Here is a 25637-nt window from a genome sequence, read left to right as displayed (position 1 = left end):
CGGGCTCTGACCCCATTCAATGGTCATTCCAACGCGTAGCGCAGGGTGAACAGCACCGCCACCAGCCACACCGCCGGATGCACTTCGCGCCAGCGGCCGGTACCGGCCTTCAGCGCGGCGTATGCGATGAAGCCGAACGCCAGGCCATTGGCAATCGAGTAGGTGAAGGGCATCGCCAGTGCACACAGCGCCGCCGGCACCGACTCGGTCAGGTCGCTCCAGTCCACTTCCACCAGCTCGCGCAGCATCAGGCCGGCCACGAACAGCAGCGCCGGTGCGGTGGCATAGCTGGGCACCATCGCCGCCAGCGGCGAGAACAGCAGCGCGGCCAGGAACAGGGCCGATACCACCAGCGCGGTCAGCCCGGTGCGCCCGCCCACCTGCACGCCAGAGGCGCTTTCGGCGAAGGCGGTGGTGCTGCTGGTGCCCAGCAGCGAGCCCGCAACAATCGCGGTGCTGTCGGCCAGCAGCGCGCGCCCGAAGCGCTTCTGCGCGCCCGGCAGCTTCAGCAGGCCGGCGCGGCCGACCACGCCGTACAGCGTGCCGGTGGCATCGAACACTTCCACCAGCACGAACACCAGCACCACCTGCAGCAGCACCGCCAGCGGCGCGCCGCCGTCATGGTGCAGCAGGCCCGGCAGGTCCAGCTGCAGGAAGGTCGGCGCCAGGCTCGGCGGCAACGACACCAGGCCCTGGTACTGCACATCGCCCAGCGCCCAGCCGGCGCCGGTCACGGCCAGGATGCCGATCAGGATCGCACCGCGGATGCGGCGCGCTTCCAGCACCGCGATCAGCAGGAAGCCGGCCAGGGCCAGCAGCGGCGGCGCGGTGTTCAGCGGGCCCAGCGCCACCAGGGTGTCTTCGTTGCCGACGATGACGCCGGATTTCTGCAGCGCGATGATCGCCAGGAACAGGCCGATGCCGGCCACGATGGCCGAACGCAGCGAGGAAGGAATACCGGATACCAGCCACGCGCGTACCCCGGTCAGCGACAGCACCAGGAACACCAGGCCGGAAATGAACACCGCGCCCAGTGCCTGCTGCCACGGCAACCCGGCGGCGCCGACCACGGTAAAGGCGAAGAACGCGTTCAGGCCCATGCCCGGCGCCATGCCGACCGGGAAGTTGGCAGCCAGCGCCATCACCGCCGACCCCAATGCCGCGGCCAGGCAGGTGGCCACGAACACCGCACCGGCATCCATGCCCGTGGTTCCCAGGATTTCCGGGTTGACGAAGACGATGTAGGACATCGTCAGGAAGGTGGTGACACCGGCCAGCAGCTCGGTGCGCACGGTGGTGCCGTGCTGCTGCAGCTGGAACAGGCGTTCGAACAGGGACATCGCGAAATCTCAAACCGTTGGTGGTGGGTACCGACTGTGGGGGGGGGACCGACCGTTGGTCGGTACCCCCCTGAAATGTCACGACCAACGGTCGTGACCTACCCAGATGCAGAACGGCCGCGCAGAGCGCGGCCGTTCTTCCTTCTTATTTCAGCGCCTTGAAGCGCAGGCGCTTGGGCGCGGCGTCGTCGCCCATGCGGCGGCGCTTGTCTTCTTCGTACTCGCGGTAGTTGCCCTGGAAGAACTCCACGTGCGAATCGCCTTCGAACGCCAGGATGTGCGTGGCGATGCGATCCAGGAACCAGCGGTCATGCGAAATGACGAAGGTGTTGCCCGGGAACTCCAGCAGCGCATCTTCCAGCGCACGCAGGGTTTCGATGTCCAGGTCGTTGGACGGTTCGTCGAGCAGCAGCACGTTGCCACCCTGCAGCAGGGTCTTGGCCATGTGCAGGCGGCCACGCTCACCACCGGACAGCGAACCGACCATCTTCTGCTGGTCCTGGCCCTTGAAGTTGAAGCGGCCGATGTAGGCGCGCGACTGGATCTCGATGCCGTTGATGTTGAGGATGTCCAGGCCGCCAGCGATTTCCTGGAAGACGTTGTGGTTGCCTTCCAGCGCGTCGCGGCTCTGGTCCACGTAGGACAGCTTCACGGTCGGGCCGACCACGATCTCGCCGGTATCCGGCTTTTCCTGGCCGGTGATCATCTTGAACAGGGTCGACTTACCGGCACCGTTCGGGCCGATGATGCCGACGATGGCGCCGGCCGGCACCAGGAAGCTCAGGTTGTCGAACAGCAGGCGGTCGCCGAACTTCTTGGAGACGTTCTTGAACTCCATCACCGCATTGCCCAGGCGCTCGCCCGGCGGGATGAAGATTTCGTTGGTCTCGTTGCGCTTCTGGTAATCGACCGACTGCAGCTCTTCCAGGCGAGCCAGACGGGCCTTGCCCTTGGTACGGCCACCCTTGGCGTTCTGGCGCGACCATTCCAGTTCCTTCTGGATCGCCTTCTGGCGGGCCTTTTCCTGGTTGTCTTCCTGCTTCAGGCGCTCGTCCTTCTGGGTCAGCCAGTCGGTGTAGTTGCCCTTCCACGGAATGCCGCGGCCGCGGTCCAGTTCCAGGATCCACTCGGCGGCGTTGTCCAGGAAGTAGCGATCGTGGGTGACCGCCACCACGGTGCCGGTGTAGCGCGCCAGGAACTGTTCCAGCCATTCGACCGACTCGGCGTCGAGGTGGTTGGTTGGTTCGTCGAGCAGCAGCATGTCCGGCTTCTGCAGCAGCAGGCGGCACAGCGCAACGCGGCGCTTCTCACCACCGGACAGCTTGCCGACGATGGCATCCCACGGCGGCAGGCGCAGCGCATCGGCCGCCACGTCCAGCTGGTTTTCCAGAGTGTGCGCGTCGCCGGCGGCCAGGATCGCCTCCAGTCGCTCCTGTTCCTTGGCCAGCGCGTCGAAATCGGCGCCTTCCTCGGCGTAGGCGGCGTACACCGCTTCCAGCGCGGCCTGGGCCTGCAGCACTTCGCCCACGCCTTCCTCCACCGCTTCACGCACGGTCTTGGTCGGGTCCAGCTCCGGTTCCTGGGCCAGGTAGCCGACCTTGATGCCGGCCTGCGGGCGGGCTTCGCCCTCGAAATCGGTGTCCACGCCGGCCATGATCTTCAGCACGGTGGACTTGCCGGCGCCGTTCAGGCCCAGCAGGCCGATCTTCGCGCCCGGGAAGAACGACAGCGAGATGTCCTTGATGATCTGCCGCTTGGGCGGGACCACCTTGGACACGCGGTTCATGGTGTAGATGTATTGCGAGGACATGCGGTCTCCGTAGGCGCGGCCCTGCGCCCGGCCCGTCACGGGAAGATCCCGTTGCGGCAGCGGGCACAGACTGAAATGGAATACCGCCAATTATAGCCGGAACCGCTGCTGCGCCGCGCCGGGAGGCCCGCGCCGGACTGGCTGCGGCCTGAATACTCGGTCACAGTCCCGCAGCGGGAAGCGTTTCCAGCCGGAAACCGTTCAGATCGTATGCGCAATATGGGCTCACCACCCACCCAAGCAGAGGTCCGATATGCGCATCAATCGAGTAGTGGCCAGTGCCGTGGCCTCTGTGCTGGCGCTCGGCGCAGTGGCCCCGCCTTCGCCGACAACGACCACCGTGACCGCCGTGAATGGCGCGAAGACCGCCGAGAGTGGCGTCAGGACCGCCGCGACTGGGAACGCGACCGCCGCGAGGCACGCCGTGATTACCGCGAAGACCGCCGCGACTGGCATCGCGACCACGACCGTTACTACCGCCCGGCACCGCCGCGCGTGGTCTACCGGCCGGCGCCGCCGCCGCGTTATGGCAACTACGGTTGGCGGGTCGGTTCGCCCTACCGCAATTACTACTCCGGCCCGGTCTACGTGGTGAACGACTACCCGCGCTACCACCTGCGCCGCCCGCCGTATGGCCACCACTGGATCCGCGATGACCGCGGCAACATGCTGCTGGTGGCCATCGCCACCGGCGTGATCGCCCAGTACGTGCTCAGCGGCCGCTGAGCCGGCCACGGGGTCGGATCCCGTTCCAACGGAACGGGCTCTGACCCCACAACGTCAATCGAAACCATACGGGGCCGGATTCCTTCGGGGATGCCGGCCCCGTCCGTTTCGGCCCCAGCGGCGCGGTGCGGGGCTACAATCAAGGGCTGAGCCGTGCCCCTTTTCCCTGCCTGCTGGAGTACCCGATGTTCCCGCGTGACGTCCGCATCGAATCCTACGATCCCGAACTGGCCAAGGCCATCGCCGCTGAGACCCAGCGCCAGGAAGACCACGTCGAGCTGATCGCCAGCGAGAACTACACCAGCCCGGCGGTGATGGAAGCCCAGGGCAGCCAGCTGACCAACAAGTACGCCGAAGGCTACCCGGGCAAGCGCTACTACGGTGGCTGCGAATACGTGGATATTGCCGAGCAGCTGGCGATCGACCGCCTCAAGCAGCTGTTCGGCGCCGACTACGCCAACGTGCAGCCGCACAGCGGTTCGCAGGCCAACCAGGCCGTGTACTTCGCGCTGCTGCAACCGGGTGACACCATCCTTGGCATGAGCCTGGCCCACGGCGGCCACCTCACCCACGGCGCCAAGGTCAATGCCTCCGGCAAGCTGTTCAATGCCGTGCAGTACGGCGTGAACGATCAGGGCCTGATCGACTACGACGAAGTCGAGCGCCTGGCCCTGGAGCACAAGCCGAAGATGGTCGTGGCCGGTTTCTCGGCCTACTCGCAGGTGATCGACTGGGCGCGCTTCCGTGCCATCGCCGACAAGGTCGGTGCCTACCTGTTCGTGGACATGGCCCACGTCGCCGGCCTGGTCGCCGCCGGCGTCTACCCCAGCCCGCTGGAACACGCCCACGTGGTCACCTCGACCACCCACAAGACCCTGCGCGGCCCGCGCGGCGGCATCATCGTCGCCAAGGGCGCCGACGAAGACCTGGTCAAGAAGCTGCAGTCGATCGTGTTCCCGGGCATCCAGGGCGGTCCGCTGATGCACGTCATCGCCGGCAAGGCCGTGGCCTTCAAGGAAGCGCTGGAGCCGGGCTTCAAGGCCTACCAGCAGCAGGTGGTGAAGAACGCGCAGGCGATGGCCAGCACGCTGATCGCGCGCGGCTACAAGATCGTCTCCGGCGGCACCCAGAACCACCTGATGCTGGTGGACATGATCGGCAAGGACGTGTCCGGCAAGGACGCGGAAGCCGCGCTGGGCAAGGCCCACATCACCGTCAACAAGAACTCGGTGCCGAACGACCCGCGTTCGCCGTTCGTGACCTCGGGCCTGCGCCTGGGTACCCCGGCGGTCACCACCCGCGGCTACGTCGAACAGGATTGCGTGGACCTGGCCAACTGGATCGCCGACGTGCTCGACGCGCCGGCCGATGACGCCGTCATCGCCCGCGTGCGCGACGCAGTCAGCGCGCAGTGCCGCAAGTACCCGGTCTACGGCTGATCAAAACCGGGGTCGGATCCCTTTCCGCCAGGAAAGGGCTCTGACCCCGATCTCAGGAATCCCGCGCATGGATGAAAGCGGACACAAGCGCATGGTGGCAGTCGGCGGCCTGCTGCTCGGACTGCCGGCCCTTGCCGCCGCAGGCACCGTCGCGGTGCTGGGGCTGATGGTCGTGGCGGACGGGAAGTATCTGTCCGGCAACGAACTCACGGTGCTGCTGCTGTGGTCGTCGGGCGGCGTCATCGGCCTGCTGTCGTGGTTGTGGCTGAGCGGTGTGTTCCTGCGCCGTGGCCGCGCCGGCCTGCGGCAATCGTCGCCTGCTGCGTGGGTGGGGTTGGGGCTGGGCGTTCTGGCGGCATTGGCCGTGGTCGCCGTCACACTGCACCTGGTGTTCAAGCAGGGCGAATTCGCTCTTTTGAGCTACCTGGGCTTGGGCCCGCCGTTTCTACTGCCGGCCGCACATCTGGCGTGGTTGCGTTGGGGCGCAACCGACACTGTGTGACGGGTGGTTGGACGTTTCAAAGAAATTGCATGGTGTGCTGCAGGCGTCAGGACTAGGGTCTTCCGAGCTACTGAAAGGAGCCCCCGATGCAATCCTGGCGCCGCCGACACGGCCTCTACCTGCTTCTCCACAGCCTTCTTTTTTCCATTCCCTGCGCGTTGGCCGGCCTGTTGGGTGCGCTGCTGCTGCTATGGGTATGGGCGCATGGCGGTGACAACAGCGCACTTCTTGGATTGCTTGCGATGTGGGGTGTGCTGTCCGTGACGGCGATCCCGCTTGTTTTCCAGCTGGCAAACACGTGGCAGATGCGCGGACCGGATGGATTGAAGCCCGCCGCGCCAGTGCTGGGAACGCTGTTTCTAGTGTCAGCTGCTCAGGCTGTGTGCGCGTTGGTGATGACAGTTTCATGCTTTGGAGTGGATCCGATACTGCTGATACTGGCAATCGGTTGGGGGGCTCCCTGGATCAGCCTCGCCTGCCACTTCCGATGGCTGTCGAAGGCCAGCGGGCGCCAGTGAAGAAAAACGGAATTTGCTGCCTGGCCCCTTCTCAGGTACCTTTGCGACGCTGCCATGACCGTGGCATTAAGGTTGCCCCCTGAGCCAGGCGTTCCATGCACTGCCCCTTCTGCCAACATGCCGATACCCGGGTCATCGACTCGCGCGTCTCCGAAGACGGCGCGACGATCCGCCGTCGGCGTGAATGCGAAGCCTGTGGCGAGCGCTTCAGCACCATGGAGACGGTTGAACTGAAGCTGCCGGCCATCGTCAAGAGCGATGGCACGCGTGAAGCCTTCGACCAGCGCAAGGTCCGCGCCGGCTTCGATCGCGCGCTGCAGAAGCGTGCCGTGGCCGAAGACAAGATCGAAGCGGCGGTGCGTGCAGTGGTCCACCAGCTGCGCATCAGCGGCGAACGTGAAGTGCCCTCGATCAAGGTCGGCGAGTTCGTGATGAACGAACTGCGCAAGCTGGATCATGTGGGCTATGTGCGCTTCGCATCGGTGTACCGCAGCTTCGAGGACGTGGCCGATTTCCGCGAAGAGATCGAGAAGCTCGAGCGCGATCTGCCGTCGAGTACCGAACAGCTGCAGTTGCTGGGCGATGTGATTGCCCTGACCAAGAAAAAGAAGGGCTGACCGGGCTTGCCCGGTGGATGCCAACCTGGGTTGGCAGGGAGACACCCATCCACGCATGGCGTGGATCCACACCGACAGCGTTACCATGGCGGCATGAGCACCCCGTTCTCCGTTCTCGACCACCTGCACATGGCCAATGCGCTGCGCCTGGCCGAGCGCGGTGCCTATACCACCCGCCCCAACCCGATGGTCGGCTGTGTGATCGCCCATGGCGAGCGCGTAGTCGGGCAGGGCTGGCACCAGCGCGCCGGTGGCCCGCACGCCGAAGTTTTTGCACTGCGTGAAGCCGGCAGCGAGGCACGCGGCGCCACTGCTTACGTCACCCTGGAGCCCTGCGCGCACTACGGGCGCACACCGCCGTGCGCGTTGGCACTGATCGAAGCCGGCGTATCGCGCGTGGTCGCGGCGATGCGCGATCCGTTCCCGAAGGTCGATGGCGGTGGTTTCGATCTGCTGCGCGAGGCGGGCATAGAGGTCAGCGAGGGGCTGATGGCCGCACAGGCGCGCGAGCTCAACAAGGGCTTCCTGTCGCGCGTGGAGCGCAACCGCCCCTGGCTGCGGGTGAAGCTGGCCGCCAGTCTCGATGGCCGCACCGCGATGGCCGACGGCACCTCGAAGTGGATCACCGGCGCGGCGGCGCGTGAGGATGTCCAGCACTGGCGCGCGCGCGCCGGCGCGATCCTGACCGGTGCCGATACCGTGATCGCCGACGACCCGATGCTCACCGTGCGTCTGGACGATACCGACGTGCTGCCACCGCTGCGCGTGGTGCTCGACGCACGCCTGCGTTCGCTGGAATGCAGCCGTGTGCGCGAGGGCGGGGCACCGACGCTGTACCTGCACAATGCGGTGGTCAGCCCCCCGGATGCCGCGGACGCGGCGTTCGCCAGTGTCACCACCCGCCACGGTCGCCTCGACCTGGGCGCGGTGCTGGCCCTGCTGACCGAGCGTGGCATCAACGAAGTGCACACCGAAGCTGGCGCCACGCTGGCCGGTGCGCTGCTGCGTGGCGGCTGGGTGGACGAGCTGCTGCTGTACCAGGCGCCGATCCTGCTCGGCGAGACCGGCCGCCCGTTGCTGGCAGGACTGGGCATCGAAGCGATGGACCAGCAACGCCGCCTGCGCGTGGTGGATCAGCGCCAGGTCGGTGACGATCTACGGTTGCTGATGCGGCCCTGATACGTTTCCCGGGCGTCCTGCACGTGGGATCTTCTACTCCGGCAGCGCCAGCAGCAATTCGATCCACTGCTGCAGCGGGGGCATATCCTGCGTTGTCCAGACATCATCCTCATTGAGGCGTGCCATGACCACGCTGTCGGCATGGACGCGCCTGGGAGCGCGTTGCAGCAGGGCGATTACGTGCTGAACCCCTGCCAGTTCGCCCTCATCGCCCGGCGCGCTGGCCGTGTCGTCCGGCGTGCCTTTGTCCATCGCCGCGTAGTCGGGTACCTGGCAGGTGTACGCGACGATGGCGACCTGGAGGTCGTCACCATCGTGGCGTTCGCTGCCCGTGCTGCGGCAGTGGGTCTGCCGCAGTGCCAGCGCCACCTGCCGCGAAAGATCGCGGCCAGCGCGTGTGCGCGCGTTGTCCGCGGATGCCTCGCCAACGACCATCCGGTCCACTGCATCTTCCCAGCGTTCGGTGCGCATTGGCATGCCGGTCAAGGCGGCGATCCGCGCTTCGGCGTCGGCGTCACCTTCCAGCATGAACCGCGCGAACAGGTCGAAGCTCTGCTCCGGTGTCGGTGCGGGCGTCTGTGCAGCGGCGGTCGAAGCAACCCACAGCAGGAAGAACAGCAGGCGCGGCGTCATCTGGCCTCGTCGGGCAGGTGTTCATTCCATTCAAAGAATGGCAGGAAGGCATCGGCAACCGCGCTCAACAGCGGCGTCGGGTTGACGATGCGCCAGGCAGCGCCGTCATGATCGCGCTGGAACGACACGCCGATGATGCTCTCGCGATCCGGTGCCACCGCAATCATCCGCGTGTACGCCGTTGCCAGCGGTATTGCCATCTGCGGCGGGTGTGGTCCATTGAATGGCACCGGATGCTGCCGATACACCGGCAGCAATGCACTCAGGTCAGGCAGGCGACAACGAAAGGAAACGTCGGCCATTGCGGCCTGTGGGTAGCGCACGCTGTCGATGCTGCACCGTACCGATCGCTGCCGCGTGCGCACAGCCGCGGCGGCCGGCGGCCAATCGGCCAGCTCGGGGGCCTGGTCCAGGTGGCTCATGGTGGCCAGCGCGGTCGCCATTGCCGGCCCCTGGTCGCCCGGCAGGTAACGCGCCAGCGATGCCTGCGCGGCCGGGTCTCCGTGCACGATCACCTGCGCGTACAGGTCGAACACCTGCAGGGCGGGATCGGTGCTGGCGTGGGCTGCCACCGGGGCCAGCAACAGTGCTGCCAGCCCCATGTACTTCAGCGACGCCACGTCAGGCGCATGCGTCGGTCCACATCATCTCGGCGATCGGGCGCAGCGCCTTGCACTCCTGCGTCATCTCCTCGGCCGACTGCACCTGTGCCTTGGCCTTCAGTTCCTCGGCCATCGCGTCCACGCCGCTGATCTGCTCCGGCGCGATCTTCGCCACGCAGGCGCGGTGCTGCTGCAGCAGCAGGTCGCAGCCCGGCACGCCAGTCACCTTCGGCGCAGTGGCCGCCTGCGCGTCCTGCATCCACTCTTCGAACGGTGCCAGCGCACCGGTCACGGTGCCCACCAGGTCATCGAAATTGCCGCTGTACCAGTAACCGTTGTCCTTGGCCGGGTACAGGGTGAAGGTGCCGCTGACCGGCACGCGCACGCCGCTCTGCAAGGCCTGGGTATAGGCCTGGGTGAACTGAGTGCGCACGGCCGGGGTGGCGTCGGCGGCCAGGCTGGCGGCGAACAGCGGGCGCACCTTGGCCAGGTCGGGCACCTGGCAGGTGAAGCTGATGCGTGCCAGCTTCTGGTCTTCCAGGTACTCGTTGTCTTCGATCACGCCTTCGGTGGCGCGGCACTTCGAATCGCGCAGTGCCTTGGCATACAGCGCTTCGGCGGCAGCGGCATCGGCCTTTGCGCCGGTGCTGGCCAGCACCGTCTGCCACGGCTCGGCCAGCGCCTTGGCCAGCGCACCCGGGGTCGGGGTCAGCGCGTCCTGGCCTTCGAAGGCTGGCTTCAGCGCATCGTTGAGCGTGCGGGTCGCGGCTGCGTCGTCTTCCAGCAGGGCGCGTGCATACAGGTCGAAGGCCTGTTCGGGGCTCAGCTGGGCCGATGCAGCGCCGGCCAGCAGCGGAGTGCACAGCAGGGCGCTGGCCAGCAGCGTGCGGAAGGGGGTGTTCATGGTGGGAATTCCTGTTCCAGAGGCGCGCAAGCCTAGCGCATCTGCCGGTGTTTTCGATGGTGCGGAGTGATCGGATGCGGGTGCGTTCGAGCCAAAAAAAACGGGCCCCTTGCGGGGCCCGTTCGATCGCACGACGAGGATCGAGCAATCAGAAGCTGGCGCGGACGCCGGCGGAGTACTGGGTGACGTCGCGGTAGCCGGAGATCTCGCCGACCAGACCCCAGGTCCGGGTGAAGTTGATCTGGCCGCCGACGGTGCCGACCCAGGTGCCTTCGAAGTGGTTGCCGCCATCCATGTAGCCGGCCTTGGCCCAGGCTTCGGTCTTCGGCGACGGCTTGCCGCGCAGGCCCAGGGTGGCGCGGGCCAGGTTGGTGTGGTCCTTTCCGCGCAGGCGGCCGTAGAAGTCCGAATGCACCGTGATCTCGGACTGCTGGCGCAGCCAGGCGACGTCGGCGGTGAAGTCCAGACGGTCGGTCCACGGCATGTGGTAGCCCAGGCCCAGCTCCGGCTGGCTCAGCTTCAGCTTGTAGGAGCCGTAGGGGTAGTCGTAGGAATTGGAGGCGTAGGACCAGCCACCGAACACATGCACCTGCTCGGCCAGCGCGAACGAACCGCGCACGTAGCCACCGTCGATCTTCGGGTCGTTGAAGTCGTTGTCATCGGTGCGGGCCTGGGTCCAGCCGCCCTCGACGTAGGTGTAGCTCAGGCCTTCAGCAGCGGCGGCCAGCGGGGAAGCGGCCAGCAAGGCGGCGGCGATCAGGATCTTGCGCATCGGAATTCCTGTGGTTCTCAGTCCTTTGGCGGGCGCGCCGTGGTGGCGGCCCGTGGCGACGTCATGTCGACCGGCGCCAAGTTTAATGAAAGTTTTACAAATTACGAGAGACGGCCGTCACAGCTGAGGGCCATTAGGCACACCTGGGGTCGGAGCCCCTTGCTGCGCAACGCGATCCGACCCCGGGCACCCCGTTCAGGCCGGGCTGCTACACTACGCAGGCCGGTTCGCCGGTACACAAACGTCTTCAGGGCGGGGTGCGATTCCCCACCGGCGGTAGGTGCGCAAGCACGAGCCCGCGAGCGCCCCGGCCTACGGCCGGGGGTCAGCAGATCCGGTCCAATGCCGGAGCCGACGGTATAGTCCGGATGAAAGAAGACGGTGCCACAGGGCCTTTGCGGCCCTGCGCCCGCCTGTTTGCCTTGCGGCGTTTTTCGCTCACTTTCCGCGGAGAACGTTTCTTGTTTACTGGAATCATCGAAGGCGTCGGCCGTCTGGCCGCACGCGAAGCCATCGGCGGCGATGTCCGCTTCACCTTCAACGTCGGCAACCTGCCGTTCGACCACGTGCAGATGGGCGAGAGCATCGCCATCAACGGCGTCTGCCTCACCGTCATCGCGTTCGACGCCAGCAGCTTCCAGGCCGATGCCTCCACCGAGACGCTCGGCCTGACCACGCTCGGTCAGCTGGCCGAGGGTGCGGTCATCAACCTGGAGCGCGCCATGCGTCCGACCGACCGCCTCGGCGGCCACCTGGTCAGCGGCCATGTCGACGGCCTCGGCCAGGTGCTGTCCATCCACGAAGATGCCCGTGCCCAGCGCTGGCGTTTCGCCGCGCCGGCGGCGCTGCGCCGCTACATCGCCAAGAAGGGCTCGGTCTGCGTGGACGGGGTCAGCCTGACCGTCAACGAAGTGGATGACGAAGGCTTTGAAGTCGCCCTCATTCCCCACACGGTGGCCAACACCGCGTTCTCCGCCACTGGCGTGGGCAGCGCGGTCAATCTTGAAATCGATCTGGTCGCTCGGTATGTCGAGCGGTTGTTGGGTGAAGGAGCCCGCGCATGAACTTCGCCCCCATTCCCGAGATCCTGGAAGACATCCGCCAGGGCCGCATGGTCGTCATCGTCGATGACGAAGACCGCGAGAACGAAGGCGACCTGATCATGGCCGCCGAGCTGGTCAAGCCGTCGGACATCAATTTCATGGTCACCCACGGCCGTGGCCTGGTGTGCCTGCCGCTCACCCGCACCCGTGCGGCCGATCTGGGCCTGGCGCCGATGGTGCAGGCCAATACCGCGCAGTTCCAGACCAATTTCACCGTCAGCATCGAGGCGGCCGAGGGTGTCACCACCGGCATTTCCGCGCATGACCGTGCCCACACCATCCGCACCGCGGTAAAGCCCAACGCCAAGCCGGCCGACCTGCACCAGCCGGGCCACATCTTCCCGCTGATCGCCCAGCCGGGCGGCGTGCTGACCCGCGCCGGCCACACCGAGGCCGGCGTGGACCTGGCCATGCTGGCCGGGCTGGAACCGGCCGGCGTGCTGGTGGAGATACTGAACCCCGACGGCAGCATGGCGCGCCGCCCGGAGCTGGAAGTGTTCGCGCGCGAGCACGGCCTGAAGATGGGCTCGATCGCCGACCTGATCGCCTACCGCCTGGCCACCGAAAAGACCGTCGAGCGCGTCGATGAGCGCGAGATCGATACCGAGTTCGGCCCGTTCAAGCTGGTGACCTACCGCGACCGCATCGCCCACGACCTGCATTTCGCACTGGTGCGTGGCACGCCGGACGCCGACACCCCGACCCTGGTGCGGGTGCAGGTGGAAAACCCGCTGGCCGATCTGTTGCACTGGCGCCGCGATGATTTCGGCGTGGCCGCCACCGATGCCCTGCGTGCCATCGACGCCGAAGGCAGTGGCGTGATGGTGGTGCTGCAGGCCCCGCGTGATGGCGAGGCCCTGCTGGCCCGCCTGCGCCAGCAACCGGCGCCGGTGGTGCCGGGCAAGGACAAGGACGTGAGCCAGTGGCGCCGCAACGGTGCCGGCGCGCAGATCCTGTCCGACCTGGGCCTGGGCAAGCTGCGCGTGCTGGGCACCCCACGCCGCCAGATCGGCCTGGCCGGCTACGGCCTGGAAGTGGTGGAGACGGTGGGCTGCTGAGGCGCGGGCCCGGGCCATGAGACCCCTGTAGAGCCGAGCCATGCTCGGCTTACGCGCGCAGCGCGGGTTCTCCAGTCCGGTGCCGGACAGGGCAGCCGAGCATGGCTCGGCTCTACAGAAGGCCCCCGCCAGCCACGGCCGGGGCCCATCCACGCTAGAATTACCCCCTTATCGAGTCCCCCAAGCCGCATATGAGCCACTACGAAGGCGATCTTCGCACTCCCGAATCGGCGCGCTTCGCCATCCTGGCCAGCCGCTGGAACGCCCGCATCACCGACGCGCTGGTCGCAGGCGCACGCCTGAGCCTGGCCGGCAACGGCATCACCGAAGCCAACATCGACGTGATCCGCGTGCCGGGTGCCTGGGAACTGCCGCTGGTGGCCGCGCGCCTGGCCGCCGCCCATGAACACGCCGCCATCCTCACCCTGGGCTGCGTGATCCGTGGCGATACCCGCCATTACGAACACGTGGCCGACCGTTGCGCCGAAGGCCTGATGCGCGTGCAGCTGGATTTCGGCGTGCCGGTGCTGAATGGCGTGCTGGCGGTGGAACGTGCTGAAGACGCCGAGGCCCGCGCAGGCGGCAGCCACGGCAACAAGGGCGAGGAAGTCGCACTCGCCGCATTGGAAATGGTCAACCTGCTGGAGCAACTGCCATGAACAAGAACACCCAGGGCAAGCCCTCCGGTAAACCCGTCCGCCGCGATGGCGTCGATCCGGTGCTGCGCTCGCGCGCCCGCCGTCGTGCCGTGCAGGCCATCTACGCCTGGCAGATCTCTGGCGGCAACGCCCAGTCGCTGATCGCCCAGTTCGCCCACGAGCAGGCCCGCGAAATCGCCGACCTGGCGTACTTCGAAGCGCTGGTGCATGGCGTGCTCGACAACCGTCGTGATATCGACGAAGCCCTCGGCCCGTACCTGGACCGTGGCATCGAGGAAGTGGACGCGATCGAACGCGCGGTGCTGCGCCTGGCCGCCTACGAACTGCGGTACCGCCTGGACGTGCCGTACCGCGTGGTGATCAACGAAGCCATCGAATCGGCCAAGCGCTTCGGTTCCGAGCACGGCCACACCTACGTCAACGGCGTGCTGGATCGTGCCGCCGTGGAATGGCGCAAGGTCGAATCGGGTCACTGACCCATACCTGTGGTAGTGCCGGCCGCTGGCCGGCAGCTGCGGGGAACCTGAGGTTGCCGGCCAGCGGCCGGCACTACCGCCCACCGCGCATTGCGCGGCATGCATAACCGCGGGAGCGCCCCATGTCCCTGGCCGAATTCACCCTCATCGACCGCATCCGCGCCCGCACCGTCGAGCGCGACGACATCGTCCTCGGCATCGGCGATGACGCCGCGCTGCTGCAGCCGCGTGCCAACGAACAGCTGGTGGTCACCGCCGACACGCTCAACAGCGGCGTGCATTTCCCGGCCGAAACCCCGGCGTTCGACATCGGCTGGAAGACCCTGGCGGTCAACCTCTCCGACCTGGCTGCGATGGGCGCACGCCCGGCCTGGTGCACGCTGGCGCTGTCGTTGCCGGAAGCTACCGAAGACTGGATCGAGTCCTTCGCCGATGGCTTCTTCGCCCTGGCCGACCAGCACGACATCGCATTGATTGGTGGTGACACCACGCGTGGACCGCTGTCGCTGTCGGTCACTGCGATGGGCCAGGTTGGCCGTGGCCAGGCACTGCGCCGCGACCGCGCGCAGGTGGGGGACGATATCTGGGTCAGCGGCACACTGGGCGATGCCGCCGGTGCACTGCGGCTGTGGCAGCAGAACGCGCTGAGCGTGGCCACCGCCACCCTGCTGGCCGACTACGAAAGCCTGCGCCTGCGCCTGCTGCGGCCCACCCCGCGCGTCACCTTGGGCCTGCGCCTGCGTGCCTTCGCGCACGCCGCGGTGGATGTGTCCGATGGCCTGCTGGCCGACCTGGGCCACATCGCCACGCGCAGTGCGGTGGCCGCGCATGTCGATCCCGACCTGCTGCCGACGTCGAACGCGCTGCGCGAGCTGCTCGGCCGCGAGGGCGCGCGTGACTGCGCCCTGCGTGGCGGTGACGACTACGAACTGTGCTTCACCGCTGCCGCTGACCAGCGCGACGCGCTGCACTATCTGGCCGAGTCGCTGGACGTGCCGCTCACCCGTATCGGCCGCATCGCCGAAGGGCAGGGCGTGCACGTGGACGGCGAAGCCGCCGACGGCGGTTACCAGCACTTCGCCTGACGCACGGCGCGGCGCGCTGCCGTGGTGGGTGCCAACCTTGGTTGGCACGGATGTGTCGGGTGTGCATGCCAGCTGCGTGTCGACCAAGGTCGACACCTACCAGAACGAAACGGGTGCGCCGAAGCACTGTTGGGGTGGGTGCCAACGTTGGTTGGCACGGATGTGTCGGGCCTGCATGCCAGTTCCGTGTCGACCAAGGTCGACACCTACCAAAGCAGAACGGGTGCACCGATGCACTGCTCCGGTAGGTGCCAACCTTGGTTGGCACGCCGTTTCCGTTCACGCCGTACGCGAGAGCCCAGCGCAGGCTCGGCGCTACAGGCACCCCTGCCCGCGCGCTGCCATCAACGATAGGCCGCTTCCAGCGTAGCGCGGCCGAGCACCTGGCCAGGAACGAGGGTGGGGGACTCCTGCACGTAAACGACCGTGAGCGCGATACGGTTCTCGCCCAGTACGGAGGGGCCATGATTCCACGGCGTGGCGAAGGCCACGGCGCTTCCCCCGCGCAGCAGCCCCAGCGTCCAGCCAGAGCCGGTCGAGCCGGCGCCGCGGGTCAGCAGATGCCCGGTGTTGCCCGCATCGTTGGCATCGCGCAGGGTCAGGTCGATCTGGATTCCCGCCAGTGGACAGGTCATTTCCACGGAAAAATCGTGTCCGCTGCCTGGCGCATCGATCAGGTCCGCACGCACGGAGGGTGCGGTGATGGTGCTGCCCTGCAGGACGCACGTGGCCTGCTTGACCTCGCCGCTGAGGGTAAGCCGTCCCGACGCGGACGCATTGCCTGTTGCGAACAGAAGCAGGCCTGCAATGGAGAGCAAGGATGCCGTACCCATGGGGCTATCCACCCATCGTGGCATGGTGATCGCGCGGCGTTCCGTAGTCGTCCAGCCACTGGAACTGCAGGCGATCGGGTAGTGCGGCTGCGCCGGTTACCGGGAAGCTGATCGTTTGACCGGGGGCCACCATGTCCACCTCCACGCGTCGACCATCGGCCAGCGTCAACGTGCTCAGCGACACATGATAGGCGCTGGGGTTGTGTACGGTCAGCTCACCGGCACCGGCTTTCCACTGAAGCGCCGCCGCCGCATCACGCACGTTGCCCTGCAGCCCTGCAGGACGGTGGAACAGCTTGATGCGGGTGCGTACGGCGAACTGCAGCACATTCTGGCCGTTCGCATCGGATGGCTTGGGTGGAATATCCAGAAGGTTGAAATAGAACACCGACTCGCGATCGGTCGGCAGCGGCGTGTCCGCAGGGCGCGGCGCATAGGTGATGCGATACGCCTGTCCCTGCTGCGGCTGCAACAGGCGCGGGTCGGCCGGTGTAAGCCGGAAGGGCGTGCGCACGTTCTCCGGCCGGGCATGGCTGTCGCCATTGTCGATCCAGACCTGGGTCATCGCCGGCTGTTCGCCGACATTGCTGGCCTTGATCGTGATGTCGCGAGCCTTGCCCGCATCATGGACGATGCGCGTGCCCTGCAATGTGATGGCGGCCGATGCGGGAACGGCCAGCGAGGCCGCGACGAACGCGGCCATCCACGTCGATGCGCGGATACTCATGGTTCACCTCGTTGGTGGATGCGCGCCGGTATTCGAAACACCGGCGCGCCAATGCGGGATCAGCGGTACAGCACCACGAAATCGCCGGAGGCGTCGGCGGTACCGGCGGTAGCATTCATGGCCGGCGAGGCATACCAGGCGCTGTAGTCCAGCTGGCCGTTGCCGTTGGCCGGGATGGTGACCCACACGGTGGGGTCTTCGCCCACGCGCTGCTGGTTGCCGGTGCTGTCGTACAGCGCAACACCCACGTTGCCAGCGGTCGACGTCGCAGTCAGTGCCAGATTGCCGGTGCTGCCATCCTGCACGCCACCGAAGCGCACGCCGACATCCTGCGATGCGCCAGAGCCGGAGCAGTCGAGGGTGATGGTGAAGTTCTTATGGCCGGCACGGGTGGCTGCATTGACCGAGGCCAGATCAACCTTGCCCATCGGCACGGTGATGGCACCGCCGGTGGAGCCGACCGTGCAGGTGGAGGTGATCAGTTCACCGGTGATTTCCAGGCGCTCGGCGAAAGCCGGGGCGGCGGTAATGGACAGCAGCGAGAACGTCAGGATCTTGGTTTTCAGGGACATGAAGGTTGCTCGATTCGAAAAAAGAAAACGTCGCCTGCTGGCGAACGGCGACAGTCTCTTGAATGAGCAGCCTGGCAACCATGCAATATGTTGCAAAACGTCTTTGAGCTGCTTCTGTTGCCCAATCGCTTCAGAAGCCGTTGATGCGCCTGAATGGACGGCATACCAACCGGCAGCGGTACGCAAGCACTTGCAACAAATTGCATGGTCCGCGTTGAGGGAGGGCCCTAAGGTGCACGCCCATGCCGCCATTGCCACGTGCAGGCCGCACTCCGTCATGCCGTCGTAAACCTGCTGCGCAAGCAGGATTCCCTGGAGTCCCTCGTGACCATCCCTCTACGCGATGTATGTGCTGCTTCCCCGTTACTGCTGGGACTCTTTGTTGCCGGCGAAAGCCTGGCGGCGACCTGCCAGCCCATCAGTGGCGATGTTGATCTGACCCAGATGATCGATGTGGATTATGTGGCCGAGCCGGACCGCTATCTCGGAACCGCCCAGGCGGACCTTGTCTTCACATGTGATTCCGGGGCGACCATTACCACGGTCACTCCCAGCCTGCTGGGCATGCGCTACGTGCGCGATATCACCGATCGGGGCGCAGCGTACGAGCTTGCATCAGGTTCGCCGCTCTTCATGTTCAGTGCGAGGGCATCCGCCTGTGACTGGGTAGAGGAAAATCCAGGTGATCCGCCGGTGTGGTGGTGCAATGAAGCTGAACAGCCTATCGGGAACACGTTTCGCGATGGTCAGCCTGGCGATCTCTACGCCTATGGCTTGAGTGGGGAAGTACGCGTCACCCTGGTTGTCGATATCTATTCGCGTGGTGGCGGCATGACCGATGTGCCGATGCGCAACGTCGGCTTCACCACCACGCAGTGGAACACCTTCAACGGCCGCCACAACCTGAACATTGGCGTGCGCTTCCGGGCGCAGACCTGCGCGGTCGCCGCACGCGATGTGGTGCTTGATCCCATCGACATCATGGACCTGCATACGCAGGGCAGTGGCGGGGAGATGCCGTTCGAGATGGCCGTCACCTGTGCCGCCGCCGGGCGTCCGCTGAGCCTGGAAATGCTCGATGCCAACGACCCGAACAACGTCAACAGCTGGTTGGTGCCCGCCACGGGTTCCTCAACCACGGGCGTGGCGCTGCAGCTGATGCACAACGGTGCGCCGCTGCAGTTGCACCAGCAGTGGGTGCAGGGCAGCACCGGTACCGGAACCGTCCAGGTGCCCTTCAGTGCGCGCTACCTGCATACCAGCGACCCGTTGGCGCCAGGCGCCATCCGCGCCGAAGCCACGTTGCTGGCGAACTACAACTGAGGTCATGCCTGTGATGTGCCGTCACCGTCCCTTCCATCCCCTGCCGTGGGCCATGAGCCTCGCATTGGCGTCGACCGCTACGCAGGCAGCGCCGGCCCCCGCGGTTGAATTCAGCGAGGGCTTCCTCATCGGTGGACAGGCCATCGACATGCGTCGCTATGCCGAGGGCAATCCCCTGCCGGTGGGCGATTACCGTGTGGACGTGCTGGTCAATGGTCGATTCCTGGAAACGCGCGACATCACCTTCGTCGCCGCCGGGGACAATCACAGGGCCCAGCCTTGCCTGCCTGCGCCCATGCTGCGAAGTCTGGACCTGCAGACGCAGCATCTGGCCGCGCTGGAGGCGGCCGACACCGCGTGCATCGATCTGCCGACGCTGATCGAAGGCGCCACCGTCGCCTTCGACAGCCATGCGTTGCAACTGCTGTTGACCATTCCGCAGGCCGCACAGGCACGCAGCGCGCGCGGGCACGTGGCACCGGAACAACGCGATGCCGGCATCACCGCAGGCTTCGTCGACTACACCGCCAACCACAACCGCAGCAACGGCCAGGCCAGCAGCTACCTGGGGCTGCGTGCAGGCGTCAATCTGGGTGATTGGCGGCTTCGCCACCGCACCTCGTTCAGCCACACCGCAGCCGGCACGCGGCGGGCCGTCATCAGCAGCCATGCGCAGCGTGATATTCCTGCCTGGAACAGCCAGCTGCTGATCGGGCAGAGCAACACCGGCGGCGAGCTGTTCGACAGCGTGGCCTTTACCGGCGTGCGCATCGCCACCGACGACCGCATGCTGCCCGACTCATTGCGGGGCTTCGCACCGGTCGTGCAGGGCATCGCCGAGGGCAATGCAGTGGTCACCGTGCGCCAGGGTGGCATCATCATCCACGAAGCGAACGTCGCGCCGGGGCCCTTCGTCATCGACGATCTCTACCCCACGCACTTCGGTGGTGATCTGGAGGTCACCGTCACTGAAGCCGACGGCCGCAGCCAGCGCTTCAATGTCAATTTCTCCGCCGTGCCACAGGCCCTGCGCGCCGGTGCTTCGCGCTTCAGCAGCACGGCAGGCGTGCTGCGCGATGCCGGCGTGCAGAGCGAACATCTGCGGTTTGCCGAAGGTACCTACGCGCGGGGCCTGAGCAATCGACTGACCGTGCTTGGCGGCAGCCAGATTGCACAGGGATACACGGCGTTACTGGCCGGCGCGGCGATCAATACCGGCATCGGTGCCTTCGGTGCGGACGTGACCCACTCGCGCGTGCGCCAGCCCGGCGTGGGGCTGATCAGCGGCAACAGCTACCGGCTCAACTACCAGCGCTATGTGGCCGCTACGGGTACCAATTTCGGGCTGGCCGCCTACCGCTACAGTACGCAGGGCTTCTTTACCCTGGGTGACGCCGCCCGTTCCCGTGGTGATTCATGGGACGTGGGAGGCCGAGCGCGCCAGCGTTACCAGCTGAACTTCTCGCAGAGGGTGGGCGAGCGCAGCAATCTCTACCTCAGTGGCGGCCATGTCGCCTATTGGGACATCGCGCAGCGCCAGAACGATTTCCAGCTGGGCTTCCAGACCACCGTGGGGCGTGCCAACGTCGGCCTGTCCGCATTGCGCTATCGGCTGGGCGACGGCGGGCTGGATACGCGCTACGCCCTGACCCTCAGCATGCCGTTGGGCCGCAGCCACCACGCACCCCGGGTCAGCAGCCAACTCACCCATGCCGCAGGTGGCCAACAGGCGCAGCTGGGCCTGAACGGTGCCTTCGGCGAGCGCCGCGCGCTGAACTACACGCTTTCCACCACGCGCGGGCAGGGGCAATCGACCAGCAGCAATGCCTACGCCACCTACCAGGCGCGCTGGGCCCAGCTCAACGCCGGCTACAGCCGCGCCGGCACGCGCAGCAGCCAGACCTTCGGCGCTGCCGGCAGCATGGTGGTGCACCCGGGAGGCCTCAACTTTGGCCAGCCAGTAGGGGAGGGCCTGGTGCTGGTGCATGCGCCGGGTGCGCAGGGCGCGCGCGTGGGCAACGGCCACGACATCCGTGTGGCAGGCAACGGCTACGCCTTGCTGCCGCATGTCACGCCCTATCGCTGGAACCGCATCGACCTGGAGCCGTCCGGCTTGCCGCTTGAGGTCGAACTGCTGCAGACCTCGCAGCGCGTGGCACCCACTGCCGGCGGCATCGTGCGCGTGGCATTTGAAGTGCGGCGCGAGCGTACGTTGTTCATCGATGCCACCGATGCGCTGGGCCAGCCTTTGCCCTTCGCGGCCAGGCTGGAGGATGAACAGGGCACACCGCGGGGAGCCGTGGGCCAGGGCGGCGTGATCCATCTGCGCGGCCCGCAGGACGAGGGCACGCTGATCGTCGATCCCCAGGGGCCGCACCGTTGCCGCCTGCACTACCAGATGCCGAGCGAGCCCGACGCCTACGGGCTGTCCTGGAGCCAGGCGATGTGCCAGCCGCTGGCGCCGGATGGGCTGCGGGTGGGGCGTCTCTCCACCCATGATGCGTTGGCTGAGGAATCAGCGGCGCCCCCACCACATGAGCCGAATCTTCATGACCGTTGAACTGTCGACCACGCCGACGTCTACCTGCCGCCTGGCTGTCCTGCTGGCGCTGCTGTCGATACCCCTGATGGCGAGCGCCGACTCGGTGGTACTGGATATCAACGGCCGCCTGCTGCCAGGAACCTGCACGCTGAGTGCGCCCGCCATCGCGCTGGATCCGGTGAGGGCTGGCGTTCTCAGTGTTGGTGGCAACGCATTGAAAGCCGGCCAGCTGGAGTTCACCGGATGCATTGGCGTGGCGCAGGCGGTGTTGTCCTTCGATGGCCTACCCGCTGATGGTGACGCCGATCGTTGGAAGAACACCGCAGCGGCCGACGCCGCCACCGGCGTATCCATCGTGCTGCTGGAAGGGGCTACAGGCAATACGCATCTGAAGCATGGCAGCACCGGCATCGTGGTTCCGGTCAGTGGAACCGGCGCGGTCTATCCGCTGCGCGCAGGCTACTACCGCCCAGACAACCGGGGCGTCAATGCGGGCCAGGTGCAGGCGTCCATCACCGTCACCGCCGCCTATCGGTAACACGAGAGCCGAGCATGGGCTCGGCGCTACAGGTAGGTGCCAACCTTGGTTGGCACACCGTTTCCTTTCGCGCGATGCGGGGGAGCCGAGCATGGGCGCGGCGCTACAGGTAGGTGCCAACCTTGGTTGGCACGCCGTTTCCGCTCGCGCGATGCGGGGGAGCCGAGCACAGGCTCGGCGCTACAGGTAGGCGCCAACCTTGGTTGGCACGCCGTTTCCGTTTGCGCGATGCGGAGGAGCCGAGCATGGGCTCGGGGCTACAGGTAGGCGCCAACCAAGGTTGGCATCTACCCAAGCAAAGCGGCACCGCTTATGCCGCGCGCAGCTGCACATCCACATATTCAGACAGCCCACGGCAGGCCAGCAGCAAGCCCTCGCGCGCGCCATCGCCCATCTCCTGGGCAACCTCGCCATCCACGCGCACGCGTTCGGTGGCGTGCAGCAGCTCCAGCAGGAAGGTCAACCCGGCGTTGGCGCGGTCGATGCGCGCCAGCGCCAGCCGCTGCCCCGGCGTGCGGCCGTTGCCCGGCCACGGTTGGCCGTCGGCAGCATCGCCCTGGCGGATGTGCTGCAGGCAGGCCAGCAGGGTAATGGTGCCGGGTGCTTGCCCCTCCTGCAGTGAGGCGAAGGTGCTTTCCAGCGTGCGTGCCAGATCGTCAGGCAGGCGCGTGGCGGCTTCACCGAGCGTGGCGAACAGGTGCGGGTACTTGGATGAGGTCATGACGGCGTCCTTGAGTGCGAAGCAAGGGGCCGCCCTCTGCTTAACAGCGAGGGCGGCGGACGGTGCGTGGTTCCAATACCGGAGGTTGATGTAGAAGCGCCGGCGGGCCGAGGCCCCCACGCACCGCCCGCCATGGAAGCGCGGGCAGAATGCCTGCCGACGCCGCCCAACAAGGAAAGAGCGACGCCGACAGGCAAGCGTAACCAAACACATCAACCTAACGGGATTGGAAGCCCGTGCCACCCGTTGTCGGTGGCGCGCCATGATGTGCACGGAGGTGCTGCCGTACCAATGAGAAAAGTTTGAAAGTCGAAAAATTTGCGGTGTTCGCGTGCCGCCGCCATCAATGACCACGCCGTGCCGATTGCGACATCGTGCGTTGAAACCCATCTGCTGCGGATGTCTGTAGAGCCGAGCCTATGCTCGGCTTTCGCGCAACGCGCGGGGGTTCACGCACGCGGACCGTAGAGCAGCCGAGCATGGCTCGGCTCTACAAAGTACAGCGAGCTGCCATTCCAGTATTACCAGCGGTACGTCACAGAGAGGTTGCCGGTAGCTTCCCGGTAGCCGCTGTCACCGCGCATTACGCCGAACCCGCCCCACGCGCTGAACCCGGAACGGAACTGCACGCGGGCACCGGCACTGAGTTCATAGCGGTTGCGCGGAATGCCGGCCTTCAGCACTTCGTCGTCAAAGGCGATGCCATTACCCGCACCATCGCGGTACCAGTTGGCCGCCAGATACGGGCTGACCGAGGCACCCACTGCCGAGCGTGATTCACCCTGCAGGCGCAGGCCGGCGCGACCGGACAGGCCGCTGTTGCCGGCTGCACGCACCACCGTGCCATTGGCTTCGGTGTGCACATCGGTCTTGGCATCGGTGTAGACCAGCTGCAGTTCCGGCTGCAGGCTCAGCGCGGTGCTGCCGATCTGGCCGATGCCGATGCGGTAGCCGGCTTCCAGCGACGACTGCCACAGATCCGAGTCATAGCGTTCCTCGGCCAGGCCTTCGCCCTGCACGCGGTTGCGGAACTGGCCGCGCTGCACGCTGGCATCCACGTACAACGCATCGTTGGCCCAGTTGCTGTAGACGCCCAGCGCGCCACCGTCCAGCTTGCCGCGCGCGCTGTAGCCGGTGACGTCCGAACGCGACGCGGCGCTGCTGCGTGCAGCGGTGCCCATCAGGCCCACACGGCCACGGCCCTCGTCGAACACGCCCATGTCCGCACCCAGCTGCAGGCGCGAACGGTCCGCACGCAGGTCCAGCTGGTGATCCACCGCACCGAGCTTGCTCTGGTGGGTATCCACTCGCGCCCAGCCACGCACCCCGTCGGTGGCGGTGCTGGCCCCGTTGCGGTCCTGGTAGCTGTGGCGCAGCAACTGGCTCAGCGCGAACTGGTTGGCCAGATACGCGCCGGCTTCCGGGCGCAGCACCGGCGGGTTGATCGGGTCGATCGGGTCCACTGGGTCTACCGGGTCAATCGGCTTGCACTCGGGCAGGGCGGGGTCCACCACGCACGGGTCCGGGCCGGCGCCGGTCTGCGAGCGCAGGTACCAGTTGCCGTTGGCGTCCTTCACCAGGAAGTACTCGTACTGGCCGCCGACGGCGCGGCCGAGCAGATCGAACTGCGCGTTGGACGCACCGCCGATGTCGATCAGTTCGATGCCGCGCTCGGTCTTCGCACCGGCACCGCCGGCATTGAGTACGCGCACGTTGGCCTGTCCGTTGGCATCGCCGGCAATCACCAGCGTGTCGGTCAGCGAGGTGTCGTCACCCAGCACGGTGTTGAACAGCAGGGTGCCGCCGTTGCCGGTGAACTGGTCCACGTTGAGCGTGTTGAAGGTGCTGGCGTTGCCCAGCGCCACCGTTCCGGTGCTGCCCAGGGTGAGGTGGCCGACGTTGCTGTCGCCGGTCATCAGCCAGGTGCTGCCGCTGTCGATGCTGGCATTGGTGACGTTGATGAAGCGCCCATCGATCTGCGCCTTGCTGCGCAGGAATACGTCCAGCGTGCCCAGTCGTGCGCTGGCTTCGTCACTGGCAACGTCGCCTGCCAGCTGTGCGTCGTCCACGCTGAAGCGAACCCTGGAAGCGCCAGGCACGCCAACAAACGAGCCCACCTGCAGCAGATGGCCATCGCCGCCCCAGAGCCGGGAGCCGTTGGAAACCGTGATATCGAATTCCGGCGCGAGCAGAACCGTGGCGATGCGGATTGCCGCGCCGGTGCGAGCGATGACGGTCGAGTCATCGATCACAATGCTGCTGGTCAGATCATCACCGGTGCTGTACAGCACCATGCCAATATGGTCTGCATCGATGTGGGAGCCGTTACGTACTACAACGTGGCCTTGAGCCATGCGCAGGCCGACACCGGAGCTGCCCGGATTCTGAAGTTGAGTCTGTTCAACGCGGACGTGAGTGGCGTCCAGCTCCACTCGCGCCCCTGATACTGCGCCGGTGCTGTGAGTCAGGTCGATTCCGACCGAGTACATGTCGAACGCGCCCAGGCCCGTCGCGCGGGTGACCTGCACGTTGCTGCCGAACAGTTGCGCCGAGGCCGCATCCGCCAGCACCAGCCCTCTACCGAGGATCGAAGAGTCGTGCGCTGCCAGCGACGACGTGCCTGCCAGCTGAATCGTGGTGTACTGCCCGGACTGGTCAGGCAGGCGCGCCACTGCATTCAACAGGACAACAGAGGAACCATCGAACACCTCGATGCCAAGTGTTTCGCCACCATTGACCTGCAGGTGCGAGCCTTGCAGCAGTCGCCAGGACTCTGCTGGATGGCCGGGAAGTACCTGCGCGGCATCATCCACCAGTTCGCGCGCCTGCGTGTTGAAAGTAGTGCTGGCAAGGCCGGTCAGCAGGCAGCAGGCGAGAAGACTTGGGCGCGCTGTGGAAAGACGGTCGTGTCGGGGTTTCGATGTGAGCTTCATAAGTCAGCTGCGGAAGTGGGGAGGT

General features: G+C 66.5%; 24 protein-coding genes, 1 pseudogene and 1 riboswitch. Of the genes and pseudogenes, 14 read left to right on the top strand and 11 right to left on the bottom strand.

Annotated elements, in window-relative coordinates; all coding sequences use genetic code 11:
- Positions 1 to 23: 23 nt before the first annotated feature.
- Together LZ605_RS12645 and ettA are read right to left on the bottom strand one after the other, a co-directional pair.
- Positions 24 to 1340, bottom strand: a complete 1317-nt coding sequence (locus LZ605_RS12645) for an NCS2 family permease (RefSeq protein WP_107229820.1) — start codon at positions 1338 to 1340, stop codon at positions 24 to 26.
- Positions 1341 to 1485: 145 nt separating this feature from the next.
- Positions 1486 to 3150, bottom strand: a complete 1665-nt coding sequence (ettA, locus tag LZ605_RS12640; protein WP_107229821.1) for an energy-dependent translational throttle protein EttA — start codon at positions 3148 to 3150, stop codon at positions 1486 to 1488.
- A 253-nt stretch (positions 3151 to 3403) separates the two neighbouring features.
- Between ettA and LZ605_RS12635 the strand changes: the two are divergent.
- From LZ605_RS12635 to ribD, 6 genes and pseudogenes are all read left to right on the top strand, one after another.
- Positions 3404 to 3876, top strand: a pseudogene (locus tag LZ605_RS12635) (RcnB family protein).
- Between the two features lie 185 nt (positions 3877 to 4061).
- Positions 4062 to 5315, top strand: coding sequence for a serine hydroxymethyltransferase (glyA, locus tag LZ605_RS12630; protein WP_249841947.1), 1254 nt, complete (start codon positions 4062 to 4064; stop codon positions 5313 to 5315).
- 67 nt (positions 5316 to 5382) lie between these two features.
- The gene (locus tag LZ605_RS12625; protein ID WP_249841946.1) at positions 5383 to 5817 is read left to right on the top strand and encodes a hypothetical protein; all 435 of its coding nucleotides are present in this window, start codon (positions 5383 to 5385) and stop codon (positions 5815 to 5817) included.
- Between the two features lie 86 nt (positions 5818 to 5903).
- The gene (locus LZ605_RS12620) at positions 5904 to 6335 is read left to right on the top strand and encodes a hypothetical protein (RefSeq protein ID WP_249841945.1); all 432 of its coding nucleotides are present in this window, start codon (positions 5904 to 5906) and stop codon (positions 6333 to 6335) included.
- A 95-nt stretch (positions 6336 to 6430) separates the two neighbouring features.
- Positions 6431 to 6952, top strand: a complete 522-nt coding sequence (gene nrdR / locus LZ605_RS12615; protein WP_004143350.1) for a transcriptional regulator NrdR — start codon at positions 6431 to 6433, stop codon at positions 6950 to 6952.
- A gap of 93 nt (positions 6953 to 7045) precedes the next feature.
- Positions 7046 to 8131, top strand: a complete 1086-nt coding sequence (gene ribD / locus LZ605_RS12610; protein WP_249841944.1) for a bifunctional diaminohydroxyphosphoribosylaminopyrimidine deaminase/5-amino-6-(5-phosphoribosylamino)uracil reductase RibD — start codon at positions 7046 to 7048, stop codon at positions 8129 to 8131.
- 33 nt (positions 8132 to 8164) lie between these two features.
- Here ribD and LZ605_RS12605 read toward each other — a convergent pair whose 3' ends face one another.
- From LZ605_RS12605 to LZ605_RS12590, 4 genes are all read right to left on the bottom strand, one after another.
- Positions 8165 to 8764 carry a hypothetical protein gene (locus tag LZ605_RS12605; RefSeq protein ID WP_249841943.1) on the bottom strand — a complete coding sequence of 200 codons (600 nt, stop codon included), beginning with the start codon at positions 8762 to 8764 and terminating at the stop codon, positions 8165 to 8167.
- Complete coding sequence (locus LZ605_RS12600) at positions 8761 to 9384, bottom strand: hypothetical protein (RefSeq protein WP_249841942.1); 624 nt, start codon at positions 9382 to 9384, stop codon at positions 8761 to 8763. Before LZ605_RS12600 ends, LZ605_RS12605 begins: the two co-directional genes overlap by 4 nt.
- Before the next feature lies 1 nt (position 9385).
- The gene (locus tag LZ605_RS12595; RefSeq protein WP_249841941.1) at positions 9386 to 10270 is read right to left on the bottom strand and encodes a hypothetical protein; all 885 of its coding nucleotides are present in this window, start codon (positions 10268 to 10270) and stop codon (positions 9386 to 9388) included.
- A gap of 148 nt (positions 10271 to 10418) precedes the next feature.
- Positions 10419 to 11042 carry an outer membrane beta-barrel protein gene (locus LZ605_RS12590; protein ID WP_249841940.1) on the bottom strand — a complete coding sequence of 208 codons (624 nt, stop codon included), beginning with the start codon at positions 11040 to 11042 and terminating at the stop codon, positions 10419 to 10421.
- Between the two features lie 239 nt (positions 11043 to 11281).
- A riboswitch (FMN riboswitch) is annotated at positions 11282 to 11426 on the top strand.
- 77 nt (positions 11427 to 11503) lie between these two features.
- Here LZ605_RS12590 and LZ605_RS12585 point away from each other — a divergent pair.
- The 5 genes from LZ605_RS12585 to thiL all read left to right on the top strand — a co-directional run bounded on the left by LZ605_RS12585 (position 11504) and on the right by thiL (position 15423).
- Positions 11504 to 12106 carry a riboflavin synthase gene (locus LZ605_RS12585; protein ID WP_249841939.1) on the top strand — a complete coding sequence of 201 codons (603 nt, stop codon included), beginning with the start codon at positions 11504 to 11506 and terminating at the stop codon, positions 12104 to 12106.
- Positions 12103 to 13203, top strand: coding sequence for a 3,4-dihydroxy-2-butanone-4-phosphate synthase (gene ribB / locus LZ605_RS12580; RefSeq protein ID WP_249841938.1), 1101 nt, complete (start codon positions 12103 to 12105; stop codon positions 13201 to 13203). Before LZ605_RS12585 ends, ribB begins: the two co-directional genes overlap by 4 nt.
- Positions 13204 to 13394: 191 nt before the next feature.
- Positions 13395 to 13862, top strand: a complete 468-nt coding sequence (gene ribH / locus LZ605_RS12575) for a 6,7-dimethyl-8-ribityllumazine synthase (protein ID WP_049443133.1) — start codon at positions 13395 to 13397, stop codon at positions 13860 to 13862.
- Positions 13859 to 14338: a transcription antitermination factor NusB gene (gene nusB / locus LZ605_RS12570; protein ID WP_005415268.1), complete on the top strand. Its 480-nt coding sequence runs from the start codon at positions 13859 to 13861 to the stop codon at positions 14336 to 14338. Before ribH ends, nusB begins: the two co-directional genes overlap by 4 nt.
- A gap of 122 nt (positions 14339 to 14460) precedes the next feature.
- The gene (gene thiL, locus LZ605_RS12565) at positions 14461 to 15423 is read left to right on the top strand and encodes a thiamine-phosphate kinase (protein WP_249841937.1); all 963 of its coding nucleotides are present in this window, start codon (positions 14461 to 14463) and stop codon (positions 15421 to 15423) included.
- Positions 15424 to 15767: 344 nt separating this feature from the next.
- On the opposite strand, the gene LZ605_RS12560 is transcribed toward thiL, so the two are convergent.
- Genes LZ605_RS12560 through LZ605_RS12550 form a run of 3 tightly spaced genes read right to left on the bottom strand, consistent with a single transcriptional unit; the run spans position 15768 to position 17555 of the window.
- Positions 15768 to 16256, bottom strand: a complete 489-nt coding sequence (locus LZ605_RS12560; RefSeq protein ID WP_249841936.1) for a fimbrial protein — start codon at positions 16254 to 16256, stop codon at positions 15768 to 15770.
- A 4-nt stretch (positions 16257 to 16260) separates the two neighbouring features.
- Positions 16261 to 16983, bottom strand: coding sequence for a fimbrial biogenesis chaperone (locus tag LZ605_RS12555; RefSeq protein ID WP_249841935.1), 723 nt, complete (start codon positions 16981 to 16983; stop codon positions 16261 to 16263).
- A gap of 59 nt (positions 16984 to 17042) precedes the next feature.
- Entirely contained in the window at positions 17043 to 17555 is a 513-nt protein-coding gene (locus LZ605_RS12550) for a fimbrial protein (RefSeq protein WP_249841934.1), read from the bottom strand.
- A gap of 324 nt (positions 17556 to 17879) precedes the next feature.
- Here LZ605_RS12550 and LZ605_RS12545 point away from each other — a divergent pair, with 324 nt between their 5' ends.
- Genes LZ605_RS12545 through LZ605_RS12535 form a run of 3 tightly spaced genes read left to right on the top strand, consistent with a single transcriptional unit; the run spans position 17880 to position 21958 of the window.
- Complete coding sequence (locus LZ605_RS12545) at positions 17880 to 18878, top strand: fimbrial protein (protein ID WP_249841933.1); 999 nt, start codon at positions 17880 to 17882, stop codon at positions 18876 to 18878.
- A gap of 52 nt (positions 18879 to 18930) precedes the next feature.
- Entirely contained in the window at positions 18931 to 21438 is a 2508-nt protein-coding gene (locus tag LZ605_RS12540; protein WP_249841932.1) for a fimbria/pilus outer membrane usher protein, read from the top strand.
- On the top strand, positions 21428 to 21958 hold the full coding sequence (locus LZ605_RS12535; RefSeq protein WP_249841931.1) for a fimbrial protein: 531 nt from the start codon (positions 21428 to 21430) through the stop codon (positions 21956 to 21958). The genes LZ605_RS12540 and LZ605_RS12535 overlap by 11 nt, the downstream gene beginning before the upstream one ends.
- 310 nt (positions 21959 to 22268) lie before the next feature.
- On the opposite strand, the gene LZ605_RS12530 is transcribed toward LZ605_RS12535, so the two are convergent.
- Both LZ605_RS12530 and LZ605_RS12525 read right to left on the bottom strand, forming a co-directional pair.
- Positions 22269 to 22679: a hypothetical protein gene (locus tag LZ605_RS12530; protein ID WP_249841930.1), complete on the bottom strand. Its 411-nt coding sequence runs from the start codon at positions 22677 to 22679 to the stop codon at positions 22269 to 22271.
- A 521-nt stretch (positions 22680 to 23200) separates the two neighbouring features.
- On the bottom strand, positions 23201 to 25612 hold the full coding sequence (locus tag LZ605_RS12525; protein WP_249841929.1) for an autotransporter outer membrane beta-barrel domain-containing protein: 2412 nt from the start codon (positions 25610 to 25612) through the stop codon (positions 23201 to 23203).
- Between the last annotated feature and the right edge of the window lie 25 nt (positions 25613 to 25637).

It is taken from the genome of Stenotrophomonas maltophilia (assembly GCF_023518235.1).
Taxonomy (GTDB): Bacteria; Pseudomonadota; Gammaproteobacteria; order Xanthomonadales; family Xanthomonadaceae; genus Stenotrophomonas.
This window is presented reverse-complemented; position numbering and strand designations above follow the sequence as displayed.